This is a genomic window from Falsiroseomonas sp. (assembly GCF_030695085.1).
GTDB lineage: Bacteria > Pseudomonadota > Alphaproteobacteria > Acetobacterales > Acetobacteraceae > Falsiroseomonas.
In genome coordinates this window covers 1-14,814 of the sequence record NZ_JAUYTS010000118.1, presented here as the reverse complement: position 1 = coordinate 14,814, position 14,814 = coordinate 1, and the positions used below count along the sequence as shown (strand labels likewise).

Annotated in this window: 16 protein-coding genes and 2 pseudogenes; 3 read left to right on the top strand and 15 right to left on the bottom strand. The window is 71.4% G+C overall.

What is annotated here, in order from left to right; genetic code table 11:
* Positions 1–107: pseudogene (locus Q8S40_RS13320) on the top strand (IS481 family transposase); the annotation flags it as partial.
* A gap of 5 nt (positions 108–112) precedes the next feature.
* Here Q8S40_RS13320 and upp read toward each other — a convergent pair.
* The 10 genes from upp to Q8S40_RS13270 form a co-directional block, all read right to left on the bottom strand.
* Positions 113–745 (bottom strand): uracil phosphoribosyltransferase, encoded by a 633-nt coding sequence (gene upp, locus Q8S40_RS13315; RefSeq protein WP_305670780.1) that lies wholly within the window; start codon positions 743–745, stop codon positions 113–115.
* 26 nt (positions 746–771) lie between these two features.
* Entirely contained in the window at positions 772–1,476 is a 705-nt protein-coding gene (locus tag Q8S40_RS13310) for an MOSC domain-containing protein (protein ID WP_305670779.1), read from the bottom strand.
* Entirely contained in the window at positions 1,473–4,286 is a 2,814-nt protein-coding gene (locus tag Q8S40_RS13305) for a peptidoglycan -binding protein (RefSeq protein WP_305670778.1), read from the bottom strand. The genes Q8S40_RS13310 and Q8S40_RS13305 overlap by 4 nt, the downstream gene beginning before the upstream one ends.
* A gap of 15 nt (positions 4,287–4,301) precedes the next feature.
* Positions 4,302–5,441, bottom strand: coding sequence for a flagellar motor protein MotA (locus tag Q8S40_RS13300; RefSeq protein WP_304815354.1), 1,140 nt, complete (start codon positions 5,439–5,441; stop codon positions 4,302–4,304).
* A gap of 4 nt (positions 5,442–5,445) precedes the next feature.
* Positions 5,446–5,871, bottom strand: a complete 426-nt coding sequence (locus Q8S40_RS13295; RefSeq protein ID WP_305670777.1) for an OmpA family protein — start codon at positions 5,869–5,871, stop codon at positions 5,446–5,448.
* 90 nt (positions 5,872–5,961) lie between these two features.
* Complete coding sequence (locus Q8S40_RS13290) at positions 5,962–6,786, bottom strand: inositol monophosphatase family protein (RefSeq protein WP_305670776.1); 825 nt, start codon at positions 6,784–6,786, stop codon at positions 5,962–5,964.
* 206 nt (positions 6,787–6,992) lie between these two features.
* Positions 6,993–7,562 carry an elongation factor P gene (gene efp, locus Q8S40_RS13285; RefSeq protein WP_305670775.1) on the bottom strand — a complete coding sequence of 190 codons (570 nt, stop codon included), beginning with the start codon at positions 7,560–7,562 and terminating at the stop codon, positions 6,993–6,995.
* Positions 7,563–7,635: 73 nt separating this feature from the next.
* A complete protein-coding gene (locus tag Q8S40_RS13280; RefSeq protein ID WP_305670774.1) occupies positions 7,636–8,052 on the bottom strand; it encodes a type II toxin-antitoxin system VapC family toxin in 417 nt (138 codons plus the stop codon).
* A gap of 11 nt (positions 8,053–8,063) precedes the next feature.
* Positions 8,064–8,330 (bottom strand): type II toxin-antitoxin system Phd/YefM family antitoxin, encoded by a 267-nt coding sequence (locus tag Q8S40_RS13275; RefSeq protein WP_304815359.1) that lies wholly within the window; start codon positions 8,328–8,330, stop codon positions 8,064–8,066.
* A gap of 59 nt (positions 8,331–8,389) precedes the next feature.
* Positions 8,390–9,400, bottom strand: a complete 1,011-nt coding sequence (locus Q8S40_RS13270; protein ID WP_305670773.1) for a lysine-2,3-aminomutase-like protein — start codon at positions 9,398–9,400, stop codon at positions 8,390–8,392.
* A gap of 53 nt (positions 9,401–9,453) precedes the next feature.
* Between Q8S40_RS13270 and epmA the strand changes: the two genes are divergently transcribed.
* Complete coding sequence (gene epmA, locus Q8S40_RS13265; protein ID WP_305670772.1) at positions 9,454–10,602, top strand: EF-P lysine aminoacylase EpmA; 1,149 nt, start codon at positions 9,454–9,456, stop codon at positions 10,600–10,602.
* Here the strand turns inward: epmA and Q8S40_RS13260 are convergent.
* A complete protein-coding gene (locus tag Q8S40_RS13260) occupies positions 10,591–11,316 on the bottom strand; it encodes an FkbM family methyltransferase (RefSeq protein ID WP_305670771.1) in 726 nt (241 codons plus the stop codon). The genes epmA and Q8S40_RS13260 overlap by 12 nt on opposite strands.
* Before the next feature lie 312 nt (positions 11,317–11,628).
* On the opposite strand from Q8S40_RS13260, the gene Q8S40_RS13255 reads away from it, so the two are divergent.
* Positions 11,629–11,928, top strand: coding sequence for a hypothetical protein (locus Q8S40_RS13255; protein ID WP_305670770.1), 300 nt, complete (start codon positions 11,629–11,631; stop codon positions 11,926–11,928).
* A gap of 89 nt (positions 11,929–12,017) precedes the next feature.
* On the opposite strand, the gene Q8S40_RS13250 is transcribed toward Q8S40_RS13255, so the two are convergent.
* From Q8S40_RS13250 to Q8S40_RS13235, 4 genes and pseudogenes are all read right to left on the bottom strand, one after another.
* A complete protein-coding gene (locus Q8S40_RS13250; protein WP_304815364.1) occupies positions 12,018–12,485 on the bottom strand; it encodes a peptidase S1 in 468 nt (155 codons plus the stop codon).
* A gap of 129 nt (positions 12,486–12,614) precedes the next feature.
* A pseudogene (locus Q8S40_RS13245) lies at positions 12,615–13,433 on the bottom strand (PhzF family phenazine biosynthesis protein); the annotation flags it as partial.
* Between the two features lie 88 nt (positions 13,434–13,521).
* Positions 13,522–14,157: a thiamine phosphate synthase gene (gene thiE / locus Q8S40_RS13240; protein WP_304815368.1), complete on the bottom strand. Its 636-nt coding sequence runs from the start codon at positions 14,155–14,157 to the stop codon at positions 13,522–13,524.
* Positions 14,158–14,185: 28 nt separating this feature from the next.
* Positions 14,186–14,814: TSUP family transporter (locus Q8S40_RS13235; protein WP_305670769.1), on the bottom strand; the 629-nt coding region annotated here is incomplete at its 5' end.

The following is a 14,814-nucleotide window of genomic DNA, read 5'->3' as shown; positions in this document are numbered from 1 at the left end:
CCCTGCGCGGACTCACGCCCTACGAGTTCATCTGCAAGCAGTGGACCGCAGAGCCACAGCGGTTCAACGCCAACCCGCTCCACCAAACGCCAGGACTAAACATCTAGCCGCCCTATCCCTCTGTGCCGAAGCAGCGGTCCCCGGCATCGCCCAGCCCCGGCACGATGAAGCCGCGATGGTCCAGCTTCTCATCGAGCGAGGCCGTATAGATCGGCACATCCGGATGCGCGGCGGATAGCCTGGCAACCCCCTCCGGCGCCGCCACGACGCAGACGAAGCGGATACTGGGCGCGCCGGCTTCCTTCACCCGCTGCACTGCGGCCACCGCGCTGCCGCCCGTTGCCAGCATCGGGTCGAACAGGATGGCGCCGCGCGAGCGGACCTCGGGCGGCATCCGCAGCATGTACTGGCTCGGCTTCAGCGTGTGCTCGTCGCGCACCAGGCCGACATGGCCAACCGGCGCCTCCGGCAGCACCTGCATGCCGCCCTCCATCAGCCCGAGGCCGGCGCGCAGCACCGCCACCAGCACCGGCTCCGGCGTGGCCAGCACCTGGTGATCCATCCCGGTCAGTGGCGTGGTGATGCGGGCCGTCCGGCGGGGCAGGTCGCGCGTCACCTCCAGCGTCAGGATCGCGCCGATCTCGGCCAGCAGCTTGCGAAAGCGGGCGGAGGGGGTGGCGGCGTCGCGCAATTCCGCCAGCCGATGGGCGAGCAGCGCGTGGTCGACGACATGCAGCGTGGTCATGGTGCTTGTATCCGAAGCTGAGGAATTCAGGCGCCCAGCCGGACCGGATCGCCGAGCCGGATCATGCCCAACCGCGCCGCCGCGGCATACATGCCGAAATTGCCGTCGAGGTGCTGTGCCACGGTGCGCAGCACGCCGGCATCGCGCGAGGCGGTCTCGGGGCAGATGGTGACCATGGCGCAGCGCGGCGCGGGGGCGTTCACCAGCAGCCGCGCGCCCCCGCCGAATTCCAGGCTGTGTCCGGCCCATTCGGTATCCGGCGCGTCGCTGTCGATCAGGATGTTGATGCGGAAGCGCCGCGCATCGAGCGCCGTGCCATGCAGCGCATCGAGCCGCGCGAGGCTGGCCGTGGTGATGACGGAAACCGGCATGGAATCGAACACGCCTCGCCCCATCTGGATCAGCGCCGAGGGCTTGCCCGACGCATCCGACAGCCTGGCCGCCAGCGCCGCATCGCGCAGGTCGAAGGCCGCACCATCCGGCGCCGTCACCTCCACCGCGGAGGCGCGGGTATCCTCCGGGTTCAGGAAGCGCGGCCGGTAGCGCACGATTTCGGAAAGGTCGCGCCCGGTCAGCCAGGGAAAGCGGCCGTGATGGCCCTGCTGGACGAAGGCGTATTGCCGGTCCCCCAGCAGCCCGGTCCAGCGCAGATCGATCTCCGGCAGCGCCTCCCCGGCCATGGATTTCACCGGAAAGCGGGCGAGGCCCAGAACCTTGCCGACCAGGCTCATCGCGCCACCGTCTCCACCGCCAGCATCTGCACCGCGACCCGCCGCCCCTCGCGCCGCGCCGCCTCCACCGCGCTGCCGAGCGCGGCGGCGAAATCGGCCAGCGATTCCCATTCCGGCCGGGGCGTCGCGAACAGCGGCCCGTCGCTGGCGATGGCGACCACCACATCCGTGCCGAATGGCTCGGCCACCTCCCAGCCCGGAAAGCCCTGCCGCGGCTCACCCAGCCGCAGCCGGGCACCCGGGGACTGCGCGGCAAGCTGCTGCAGGCGATAGGCGTTGCCGCTGTTCGAGAGGTAGTACACCAGCACCTGGCCGCCCCAATTCGGCGCGCCGAGATCGAGCCGCAGCAGCGTGCCCTGCGCCAGCGGCCCGCGCCCGACCAGATCCAGTCGCAGCGCCTCCGGCCCATTGGCCGGCGGCACCTGGCGCAGCGCCTCGATCACCTCGCAATAGGGGCCGCTGAAGCCGCGGAGGTCCATCGTCGCGGGCGGGGCGCCACGCGCTTGCAAGGCCGTGCGCAGGCTGGCCTCCGTGCCACGCCGGGCGAGGCCGGTGATGCGCGGCGTGCCGCCGGCCTCGACCACGCTGAGGCGGGCGCAGGCCTGTGCCTCCGTCACTTCGGCCAGGATGCGGCGCAATTCGCCGGCCGGGCGGGCGGGGGCGGTGCCCGTTGGGGCCGGCTCCAGCCGTAGCTCGATCCGCCGGTTGCGCGCCAGGGCCTCCGTGCTGTCGCTGTCATCCAGCGGCTGGGTATCCCCGAACGCCACGGCTGCGACCTTGTTGGAGGGCAGGCCGGCATCGATCAGCAGGCGGGCCACGGCAATGGCGCGCGCGGCGGACAATTCCCAATTGCTGGCGAAGCGGCCGCCGGCACGGATCGGGCTGCGATCGGCATGGCCATCGACGCGCAGGATCCAGCCCAGGTCGCTCGGGAATTGCCGTGCCAGATCCAGCAGCACCTGTCCGATATCGCGGATCTGCTGCTGCCCGGGCGCCGAGAGATCGGCCGAGCCGACCGGGAACAGCACCTCCGACTGGAAGACGAAGCGATCGCCGACGATGCGGACTTCGGGCCGGTCGCCCAGCACCTGGCGCAGCCGGCCGAAGAAATCGGACCGGTAGCGCTGCAATTCCTCGACCCGCGCCGCCAGCGCCACATTCAGCCGCTGGCCGAGCGCCACGATCTGCGCGTCCTTGTCCCGCGCCGCATCCTCCGCCGCATCCAGCGCGGTGGCGACGCGGGACAGTTCGGCACGCAGCGCCTCCAACTGCCGGGTCAGCATGGCGACCTGGACGCGGGCGCTTTCGGACAGGCGGCCGAACTCGCCCGCCTGGGCTTCCGCCGCGGCACGGCGCCGTTCCTCCTCCGCCGCGCGGCGCCCGGCCTCGGCGGCGAGTTGCGCGGCGGCGGCGCGACCCTGCTCGGCCTGGGTGGCCCGCGCGGTGGCCTGGCCGAGCAGTTCCAGCGCCTCCTGCCGCGCGGCCTCGGCGCTGCTGCGCTGGCGGGATTCATCCTCGGCGCGGGCCATTGCCCGTGCGGCCTCGCGTTCCAGCTGGTCGCGCAGCGCCTCCAGCCCGCTGATCTGGCTGCTGAGGCGGGCGATGTCCGACAGCCGCGCCTGGATCGTGGCGCGATCCGCCGTGACGGTCTGGTCGAGCCGCGCCGCTTCCGCGCGCAGCGCCGCCACGTCGCGCCGGGCGGCCTCAAGGCTCTCGCGGGCCTGTGCCAGTTCGGCGGCCAGCGCCGCTGCCTCCCGCTGCCGGGCCGCCAGTTCCTCCGCCGTGGTGCTGCGCGCGGTGCGTTCGGCGGCGAGGTCGCGGGTGAGCGCGGCTGCCTGGGCCTGGGCGGCCTGCAGGGTCTGGCGGGCGGCGGCCAGGTCCCGGGCCAGCGCCTCCGCCTCCCGGCGGCGAGCCTCGAGCTGTTCGGCGGACAGGGCGCGCACCTCGGCCAATTCGCGTTCCGTGGCGCCGCGGGCCGCCCGTTCGCCGGCCAGGTCGCGCGACAGCGCCTGGGCCTGGGCGCGGGCCTGGTCCAGCGTGCCCCGCGTGGCGGCGAGGTCGCGCGCCAGCGCTTCCGCTTCCTGCCGCCGCGTCGCCAGTTCCTGCGCCGTCGCATCCCGCGCCGCCCGGGTCTCCGCCAGGCTGCGTTCGGTTGCCGCCAGCGTCTCGCGTTCCGCCGCGAGGTCGCGGCCGAGGCTCTGCACCTCGGTGCGGGAAGCCGTCAGGTCGCGCCGCACCGCCTCCAGCGCCGCACGTTCGGCGGCCAGCAGGCGTTGCGCGTCGGTCAGGGTGCGGACGGTGCGGGCGGTGTCGCCGCCGGCGGCCTCGACGCGCGCCTGGGCCTCCGCCAGCCGGCCTTCCAGCTCCGCGATGCGGGCGGTGCCGTCGCGGGCCGAAACCTCGAGGTCGGCGAGGCGGGCCGAAAGCCGGGCGCGTTCGCCGCGCGCCGCATCGCGTTCGCCGGCCAGCCGGTCGCGTTCCTCGCGCAGCGCGGACAGACCCTCCAGCGCCGAATCGCGGGCGGTGATGGCGGCGCGGAGGTCATCCGTCATGCGGCCGAGCGAGGCCCGCAGTTCCTCCGCCTGGCCGCGTTCCAGCGACAGCAATTCGGACAATTCGCCGACCTGCCGGTTCAGCCGGTCCAGCGCCCGGTCGCGGGAGGACAGCGCGACGGAGAGGAAGCCCTGGCCGAGCACGAAGACCAGCAGCACGAAGATGATGACCATGAGCAGCGTGGACAGCGCATCCACATAGCCCGGCCAGGCATCCAGCCCACCGCCACCCCGCCGCCGCCGGCCGCCGAGTGCCATGGCGCTACCTCATCCTCAACGCGGCGGCTCTTCGGCCAGCGCCGCGATGGTGCGGGCGAGGATCTTGATCTCATTGCGGATTTCCGTGGTCGCCTGCATCCGCCCCTGGGTCATCTCCTCCAGGATGCGGGCGAGGTAGAGTTCCTGGTTGCGGATATGCCCGCGGGAGGCATCGTCCAGCGCACCCTGGGCATTGGCATCCGCCATGCGCTGCAGGGTGGGTGCAAGCTGCGCCTGGCTTTCGGCCATGCGGGTCATCAGCACCTGGCTGGCGCGCATCTGGTCGGCCAGGATGGACAGCCGCTCCGTCAGCGTCATCAGCGCCTGGTTGGACTGCGCGCGGCCATCCTCGCCCCGGCCGATGGCGCGTTGCAGTTCCTCCATGTTCTCGGCGGATTGCTCCAGCAGCGCCTGGACATAGGCGGGCATCGAGCCCTCGCCCTCATTCCCCAGCGAGCCGGAGGACAGGCGGGTGGCCCCGGCCAGCCAGTCCTCCAGCTCCGAATAGAAGCGGTTCTGTGCCTGCCCGGCGGTGAGATCGAGGAAACCCAGCACCAGCGCGCCGGCAAGACCCAGCATGGAGGAGGAGAAGGCGATCGACATGCCGCGCAGCGGCTGCGCCAGCCCGGTCTTCAACTGGTTGAACAGCGCGTTGATGTCGCCCGAGCCAACGGACATGCCGCCGATCACGTCCGACACCGCGCCGATCGTCATCAGCAGGCCCCAGAAGGTACCCAGCAGGCCGAGGAAGATCAGCAGCCCGGTGGCATACCGGGAAAGTTCGCGGCTTTCATCGAGGCGGGAGGAGATGCCGTCGAGCACACTCCGCATCGCCATGGCGGACAGCGACAGGCGCTCGGACCGCCGGCCGGCCAGCATGCTCGCCATGGCGGCCAGCAGGCGTGGCGGGCGGCGGGTGGGGGCGCCCGGGGTCGGGTTGCGGAACGCCTGCAACCACTCGACCTCATGCGTCAGCAGCAGGACCTGGCGGATGTTCCAGGCGATGCCGAGCAGCAGCACCAGCGCGATGATGCCGTTCAGCATGGGGTTCGCGGCGAAGGCGGTGGCCAGTTCGCCCGCCAGCAGCCCCACCAGCACCGTCACCGCGGCGAGGAAGGCGAGCATGCGCCAGAGGAAGACGGTCGGGCTGGTCATGCCGCTACCTCGTGCTGCGCGGGGCGGGGCCGGATTCGGCCCGCGGCGCGCCGGGGGGAAGGATTTCCGCGATATCTGCGGGCGGGTCGCGCCGGCCCAGCGCGCGGATATCGATACGCGTCGCCGGCAACCCCGCCGCCACCAGCGCATCCCGCACCGCCCCGGCGCGGGCCAGGGACAGGCGGCGGGCGAGGGAGGCATCATCGGAGGGGCCGCTGGCCTGCGCCTCCACCGTGATGCGGCCCTGGGGCAGGGCGGCAAGGGCCGGGGCGATGCCGGCGAGGGCGTCGCGGGCGGCGGCATCGAGCGTGGACTGGCCGGCTGGGAAGCCCAGCCGCCAGCCACCCTCGGCCCGCTCGGACAGCGCCTGCCCCGCCGCGACCGGGCCGGTCAGCAGCACAAGGAACACGGGGATGAGGGCGCGGCGCATCATTCTGCGCCGGACGCTAAAGCAATCGCCCGGCGGTGCAAATCATCGGCATGGCCGATTCGCGGCTGGTTTCAATATCTTCTCGCGCGATCAGCCCGTGACGGAGGCGCGATGCGCCTGGGCGGCGGCGATGCCATCGGCCACCACCTCCCGCAGCTTCGGGTGCAGCGCCTGGTTGCCGCAGACCACGTCGCCGGTTTCGTAATGGGTCTCGCCGCCGGCGGGGTCGGAGACGAAACCGCCGGCCTCTTTCACGATGACCAGCCCGGCCGCAATGTCCCACTTGTTCAGGCCGAGTTCCCAGAACCCGTCATACCGGCCGGCCGCGACCCAGGCGAGGTCGAGCGCCGCCGCGCCGAAGCGCCGCACGCCGGCCACCTGCGGCATCAGCCGCCCCAGCGTGGCGCTGAATTCCGCCTTGCGCTGCACCTTGGCGAAGGGGATGCCGGTGGCGAAGAGGGCGGAGCCCATGTCGCGGCGGGCGGAGACGCGCAGGCGCTTGTCGTTGAGATAGGCGCCCATGCCCTTCTCGGCCCAGAACATCTCGTTCCCCGCAGGGTTGTAGATGCAGCCGGCCATGAGTTCGGAGGTGTTCTCCCCCGTGCGCTTCTCCACGCCGACGGAGATCGCCCAATGCGGGATGCCGTGCAGGAAGTTGGTGGTCCCGTCCAGCGGGTCCACGACCCAGCGCCACTCCCAATCCTCGGCGCCGGAGGTACCGGATTCCTCCATCAGGAAGCCCCAGCCGGGGCGGCCGCGGGACAGTTCCTCGCGCAGCGTCTGTTCGGCGCGGAGGTCCGCCTGGCTGACGAAATCACCGGCACCCTTGGAGGTGACCTGGAGGGCTTCGACATCCGCGAAATCCCGCAGCAGCCGGCGGGCGGCCTTCTGCATCGCGGTCTGGAGGACCGACATGGCGGGGGACAGGCGAGGGGAGACGGCCATGGGTGGGATTCCGGAATGAAAGAGCGGCGGCACAGGCAAGCGGCACAACCTGGGCGGCCGGCAATGCCGGCCGAGCGGCCGAATGGCCGCCGCCACCTATGTGGCGAGCCAAGCGCGCGGAGCGCTCGCCCGGCGCCTGAGGGCAACAAATACAGCTAAAAGCTGACGCCTAGGCGTCAGCTTTTGGCGCGCTCGTAGTAGCTGCCGTCTTCGGTCTTCACGACGATGCGCTCACCCACGGTGATGAAGGGCGGCACCATGGTCTTCACGCCGTTGGACAGCATGGCGGGCTTGTAGCTGCTGGTGGCGGTCTGGCCCTTCACCACCGGATCGGCCTCCACCACCTCCAGCGTCACCTGCTCCGGCAGCGTCATGGCGACGGGCTCACCCTCGATCAGGCGGACGCCGACGGTCATGTTCTCGACCAGGAAGGGCAGGCGGTCGCCGAGGATTTCCTTCGGAACCTGCGTCTGCTCGTAGGTCTCGGGGTCCATCAGGACGATCATCTCGCCCTCGGCGTAGGAGAAGGTGAACTCCTTGTCCTCGGTCATCAGCCGCTCGACGGTGTCCGCCGTGCGCCAGCGCTGGTCCTTCTTGGACCCCGTCTTGATGTTCCGCATGTCCACCTGGATGATCGCGTTGCCCTTGCCCGGGATCATGATGTTCTGGCGGATGATGGTGTAGCGCTGGCCCTCGAACTCGATGACCATGCCGGCACGCATCTGGTTGGCCTGCATCTTCGCCATGGCTTGCGTAGTCCTGAATGAGCGGTGGAAATGTGGGGGCGCGGATACAACGCCGGGCGGGGCGGGGCAACCTTCAGCAGGCGATGGTGCCCAGATGGCCGGCGCGGCCATAGGCCAGGATCAGCGCATCCCGCGTGATCAGCGGCAGGTTGCGGTCGCGGGCGGTGGCGATGAGCAGGCGGTCTCCTGGGTCGCCATGCAGGTCGCCGGGGAGCCAGGAGGCATCGATCGCCGCGCCGGGGCTGAGGGAGGCTTCGCGCAGGCCGGGGGCGGCCATCAGCCGGGCGAACCAGGTCTTCGGGTCCGGCAGGAAGGTCATGGCGGCCGGGCGCGTCGGGCGCGGCCGGGCCAGCAGCCCGATTTCCCAGGCGGAGACCGGGGAGACGAAGATGCCGGCGCCGTTGCCTGCCTGCTGGATGGCGGCCAGCGCCGGGGCGGCCATGGGCGCACCGGTCGCCAGCCAGATCACCGCGCAGGTGTCCAGCAGCACGCCACCCCGGCTCATCCGTGCAGCGTGCCCTCGGCGGCGGCGAAGGCTTCGTCGGCGATGGGGGCGGTGAGGTCGAGGCCCGCGGGGATGATCACGCTGTCACGCATGAAGCCGTGCAGCCCGGCGATGGCGGCGGAGGGCGGCGTCGGCGGCACAAGCACGGCGACAACGCGGCCGCGCTTGGTAACCTCCACCCGGTCCCATTCCCCGGCGCTGATGCGGTCGAGGATGTCGAGGCAGGTGGCCTTGAATTCGGTGGCGCTGATGAGCTTGGGCATGGGACGGGCCTGACTGGTCATCTCAGATGACCATATGGGAAAGCCGCCCATATTCGCAATCAGGAAACGGCGTCCTCCCACACCGGCCCCACCACCGCCTTCCCCCCGCCATTCGGCCGTTCCTGCACATAGGTTGGCCAGGCCAGCCCGGTCACGCGAAAGCGCAGCGCGGCCAGAAGCGCCCGCCCTTCCTCCGGCGGCACCGCAAAGCGCGCCGTCCCCGGCGCCGGGTCCAACTGGTGCAGGTAATAGGGCTTCACCCGCCCGCGCAGCATCGCCCGGAACAAATCCTCCAGCCCACCCGCGGAATCATTGACCCCCCGCAGCAGCACGGACTGCCCCAGCAGCACCACCCCCGCCCCGGTCAGGCGCCGCAGTGCTGCCATGGCGTCCGGCGTGAATTCGCGCGCATGGTTGGCGTGCACGCACAGATACAGCGGCTTCTCCAAGGTCAGCGCCGCCACCAGCGCAGCCGTCACCCGCCCCGGATCGGCCACCGGAACCCGCGAATGAACCCGCAGGATTTCGATATGCGGGACTCGGGAAAGCCGTTCCAGCAGCCAGGCCAGGCGGCGGGGGCTCAGCATCAGCGGGTCGCCACCCGTCAAGATCACCTCCCGCACCGCCGGCGTGCGTTCGAACCAGGCGATCGCGGTTTCCAGTTGCTCCGTGCTCAGCAGCCCGCCATCCGGCCCCACCACCTCCCGCCGGAAGCAGAAGCGGCAATAGACGGGGCAGGCGAGCAGCGGTTTCAGCAGGGCGCGGTCGGGGTAGCGATGCACCACGCCGGGCACCGGGGTGAAGGGCGCATCCGCGGTCGGGTCCTCGATCTCGTGCGGTGCCGTCACCAGTTCCGCCGGATCGGGAATGTATTGCGCCGCGATCGGGTCGCGCGGGTCCGTGGGGTCGATCAGCGCGGCCATGGCCGGCGTCACCGCAATGGCATAGCGCGCCTGCACGGCCTGCAGCCCCGCCAGATCGGCCTCGGGCGGCAGCAGCCCGGCCTCTGACAGGGCGCTGGCATCACGCAAAGTGCGGGAAAGGTTTCGGGCGGCGGCGGGATGGGGCATGGTTGGGCCTGCTAAACCCCAACCCCACAGCGTCAACAAGGGGGACCGCGCCCATGCCCGAGGCTCCGATCGCCACCGCCGCCCCGCGAAGCGCCTGGACCCGCGAAAGACTGGCCGCGCGGCTGCCCTTCCTGCGCCGGCGCGCGGCGCTCACCGCGGCGACGCGCCATTTCTTCACCGCGCGCGGCTATATGGAGGTCGAGACCCCCTGCCTGGTCCCCGCCCCGGGGATGGAGGTGCATCTGCGCGGCTTTGAGACGCAGTACCGCCCGCATCTCGGCATCGGCCAGGACCGCACCCTGTGGCTGCGAACCTCGCCCGAACTGGCGCTGAAGCGCCTGCTGGTGGGCGGTGCGGGCAAGGTGTTCGAGCTCGCCCGGGTCTGGCGGAATGGGGAGGCCAGCCCGCACCACGCGCCCGAATTCACCATGCTCGAATGGTACGCGCCGGGCATGACGCTGGCCGGGATGATGGAGGAGACGGAGCTGCTGCTGCGCTCCCTCTGCCCCGGCCTGGTCGGCCAGGGTGAGGTTACCGCCGATTTCGCGCTGCCCTTCGAACGCCTGACCATGGCGGAAGCCTTCAGCCGCCACTGCCGCGGCCTGGACATCCTCGGCACCATCGATGCCGCGACCGGGGAGGGCGATGCCCCCAGGCTGCGCGCCCATGCCGCCAAGGCGCGGCTGCATGTGCCGGAAAGCGATAGCTGGGAGGATGGGTTCTTCCGCCTGGTGATGCGCTACATCGAGCCCGCCATCGGCCGCGGCCGCCCCACCTTCCTCACCCACTGGCCCGCCCCGCAGGCGGCGCTGGCCAAGCGCGACCCGCGGGATGCCCGCGTCGCGCTGCGGTTCGAGCTGTTCGCGGCGGGCCTCGAACTGGCCAATGCCTTCGAGGAACTGACCGACCCGGTGGAACAGCGCACCCGCTTCGAACGTGACGTGGCGCAGCGCCGCGCCGAGACCGGCGAGGCCGGCTGGGATGTGGATGAGGATTTCCTGGCGGCGCTGGAGGCCGGCATGCCGCCCGCCTCCGGCATCGCGCTGGGCTTCGACCGGCTGGCGATGCTGGCCAGCGGCGCCACCGAGATCGAGGATGTGCTGTGGCTGCCCGCCATCCCGCGCAGCCCGCCGCCGGCCCTGGCGGCGCCGCCGAAGCTGCTCGCGGCGCCCGCAGCCTCGGAGACGGCTTCAGCCGGCTGACAGCGCCGCCTGGATGGCGGCGGAGCGTTCCGTGGGCCAGGCGAAGAAGGTGAAGATGTAGGGGTCGCTGGCCGCGAAGATGGACGGGTCGGGGGAGGCTACCTGCATGGTCGCGGCATCGAATTCCGCATGCGGGTGCCAGGCGCCATCCAGGATGAACCGGGTCTCGTAGCCGAGGCCGGCCAGCATCGCCGGCACGTCCTGCGTGCTGCCGGGGCGGTGGCGTTCCTCCACCTCCAGGCTGAGGACGGGGCGGCAGCGGGCCAGCGTGGCGCGGGCGCCGGACAGCACCTCCTCCTCGAAGCCCTCGGCGTCCAATTTCACATGCTGAAGGTCGGGCAATTCCAGCGCGTCGATGGTGGTTACCGCCACCTCCTGCCGCAGCACGGTGACGGAGCCGAAGCCGGCATAGGTCTTGGCGGTGGAGGCCCATTGTTCCTGCGGCACCCCATCCAGCACCGGCACGGACAAAACCAGATGGCCAGGCTCGGCACCGAGCGCCACGGGGTGCAATTCGATATGCGGCGGGATGGCGCCGTAATCGGCGCGGATGGCCGATTCCAGCCGGGCGAAGGCGCTCGGCAGCGGCTCGAAGGCCAGCACGCGGGCGCCGGGCAGGCGGGACAGCGGCAGGGTCAGCAGCCCGTCATGCGCGCCCACATCCAGGATGCTGCCGGGGCGATGCAGCCGGGTGTGGAAGCTTAGTTCGTCCATGGGCGCCGGGCCTCCGCAAGTGGAAGCCCGGCATGTGGGGTGGAATGCGGCGAAGTCCGACTCAAATGCTTCAGGGCGGCGGGCTGGCGGCCAGGGCAGGCGGCCCCAGGGCCCAGACGGGAAGCTCCTGCCCGAAAGAGAAGGGCAGGCGAGGGCGCGTCCGCGGCCCCGCGCCGGCAACCGCCAGCCGACAAGGCGACACGGACCCATGTCTGAGGCAGGCTGGCCGAGGCTTGGCCGCAAACCTGCGCCGGGCCGCTGCCCGGCAAACCGAACCTGCGAGGTATCTCTCCCCTTGGCCCCCTTACCACCATGAGACAGCTCCGCGCCCTTTGGCTGGGCGATCTGCCGCTTGAGGTTGCCTTCTGGAAGTGGGCGGTGATCGGCGGCCTGGTCGTCAACCTTTCAAGCAGCGTGCTCTTCCTCGTCCTGATCATGCAAGGTCAGCCGCTTGCGGCGGTGGTCGTCGGCTACGTCCTTTCGGTGCCCTACAATGTCCTGGCAACCGTTGGCGTCTGGCGTTCTGCCGGCCGGTTCTCCGGCCCGCGTCACTGGGCCGATGCCGCACGCCTTGTGACGACCATCGGCATGGTGATCCTCAGCGCCACCTGATGCCGGGTGGCAGCACTATCCGCTCCGGCCCCACGGCGGCGTGCCGCGTATTGCGCCACCCGCGCGCCGCCGGGGGGTACTGACCATGATCAGTTCGGCGGCACTTCCGAAATGCGCAGCTGCGCGGGCACGCGGGACCCGCGGTCGTAATGGCCGATCCAGATGTCGTACTGGCCGGATTGCGGGCGGCGGAAGATCAGCCCCGGGTTGGTGCCCTGGAAGTCATCATTGCAGGCCCAGCTGCCATCCGGCAGGTTCACCACCAGCGTGACATCGGCGCGCGAGACGGCCGAGAGATACAGCGGCAGGCCCTGGCCGGCGCGGTAGTTCAGCCGCACATCGGGCGCGTTGGCGATGGAGCCGAGACATTGCGCGCCGCCCAGGCGCTCGGCCGGCAGGGTGCCGCCGGCGGTCACGTTCACCGTGGTGGGGTCGGGTGCGAAATTGGCGCTGAGATTGACCGTCCCGAAGGAGGGCGGGCGGTTGAAATCCTGCGCGAGGGCCAGCGTCGGCAGGACGGACAGCGCCAGCAGCGCGGCGAGGGGGCGGGGCAGCATCGGGAGTCTCCTGGTCAAGGCGCGGATGCGGCGCCGTCTGGCGTTCCCATTGATTTTGTGCGGACTGCATCCCGCCGCGGGGGCAATGGTACGCCAATCAAGGCTCGCGCAATACCGTTGCGGAATGATTTACAGGGTGAGGTGACCCTGGCTCACCGGAACCACAGCCCCACCGACGCGGACCCGAATGCCCCGATCGGGCGTGGCCTCGGCTGCCAATTCCAGAAGGCTCGGCCGGCCCATCTCGATGCCCTGTTCCACCCGCAGGGTGAGGCTTTCCCCTCCGAGCCGATGCGCCAGCAGCCCAGCAAGCGCGACATTGGCGCTGCCGGTGGCCGGGTCCTCCGGCACGCCCGATAGCGGAGCGAACATGCGGACCCGCAGCAGATCCGGGCCCATGCGGGTGTAGAGCAGCAGGCCCACAGCCTGCTCGGCCGGCAGGTGGCGCCGGAAGGCCGCCGCATCCGGCGCGGCTTCGGCCAGAGTCGCGGCATCACCCACCTCGGCGATCGCGAAGGGGGTGCCGCAGGAGGCCAGCACCGGCTCGCCCGGCAGCGCCGACAGCCCGGCGCAGGCCGCGATGCCGGCGGCGGGCAGCGTGCCGAGCAGGGTGAAGGGCTGCGGCGCAGTGATCTCGGCCGCCGTGACCAGGCCGCCGGCATCGCGGGTCAGCCGGGCTTCGACCGGCCCGGCTGGCTGGTGCAGGACCAGCCGGTCGCCGGCCAGCTCCAGACGGCGCCAGCATCACCGCGGTGCCGACATTGGGGTGGCCTGCGAAGGGCAGTTCACGGGCCGTGGTAAAGATGCGGATGCGGGCGCTGGCGGTCGCGGCATCCTCGGCCAGGATGAAGACGGTTTCGCTCAGGTTGAATTCCCGCGCGATGGCCTGCATCAGCGCCGCATCCAGCGCCGCGGCGCCCTGCACCACCGCCAGCGGATTGCCGCCATGGCGGGTGGTGGTGAAGACGTCGCAGGTCTCGAATGCCAGCTTCATGCTGTGGTGTCCCGCACCAGGTGGATCGGCACGCTGCGGCGTTCAGGCCGAGGCGATGGCCATATTCATCGCCCGCACCCCGGCCGCCGGGCCTTCCGGATGGTTCCAGACGGCGCCGACCACGGCCAGGAAATCAGCCCCGGCGCGAACCAGCGGTGGGCAATTCGCGGCGGTGATGCCACCGATGGCGACGCAGGGCACCTCGAACATCTCGGACCACCATTCCAGCAATTCGGGATCGGCCTGGTGCATGGTTTCCTTTGTCCCGGTCGGGAAGAAGGCGCCGAAAGCCACGTAATCCGCACCGGCCTCCCCGGCCTCCATCGCCAGGTGGCGGGAGGCGTGGCAGGTCACGCCGATCATCGCCTCCGGCCCCAGCAGCTTGCGGGCGGCCACCGGGTCGCCATCGCCCTGGCCGAGATGCACGCCGTCGCAGCCGGCCTGCTTCGCCAGATCCATCCGGTCATTCATCAGCACCGCCACGCCGCGCGCCTGCGCCACCGGGATCAGCGCCGCCGCCGCGCGCAGCACGGCCGCATCCGGCACGTCCTTCAGGCGCAGCTGCAGCGCCGCGACATCGCCGGCATCCAGCGCGCGGGCGAGGTCCTCGGCAAAGCCGGGCAGATCCGGCAGGGCAGGGGGGGTGATGAGGTAGAGGCGGCAATCGGGCTCGGGCATGGCACGATCTGTGGCGCCGGCGGGCGCCTCAGGCAAGCCCGCGCCAGGCGAGATACCCGCCAAGCGCCACCAGGCTGGCGAAGAAGATGCGCCGGAACAGGGCCGGCGGGATGCGCCCGCGCAGCCAATTGCCCAGCGCCAGCCCGGCCAGCGCCGGCGGCAGCGCGAGCAGGGACTGGCCGGCGGCCAGCGGCGTGAAGCTGCCCTGCATCGCCAGCGCCAGGGCGAGCGCCAGGGTGGCGACCAGGAAGGCGATGCCGAGCGCCTGCACCAGCACATCCCGCGCCAGGCCCAGCGCGCCGAGCCAGGGCACCACCGGCATGACGAAGACGCCGGTCGCCCCCGTCACCAGCCCGCCCAGCAGCCCGACCGGCACGGCGCTGAGGCGTTCCGCCCGGGCCGGCAGCAGGAAGGGCGGCGTCAGCAGCCCCCAGCCGCCATAGGCCGCCAGCGCCAGCCCGAGCAGGCCGAGTGCCAGCGCGCCACCGCCGGTCAGCAGCCCGATTCCCGCCAGCGTGCCCGGCACCAGCATCAGCAGCATTGGCCACAGCCGCCGCAGCAGCACGCGCCATGCGGGACCGCAGGATTGCAGGATGTTGGTGACGAGCGAGGGCAGCACCAGCAGGCCGGCGGCTTCCGCCGGTGGCATCGCCAGCG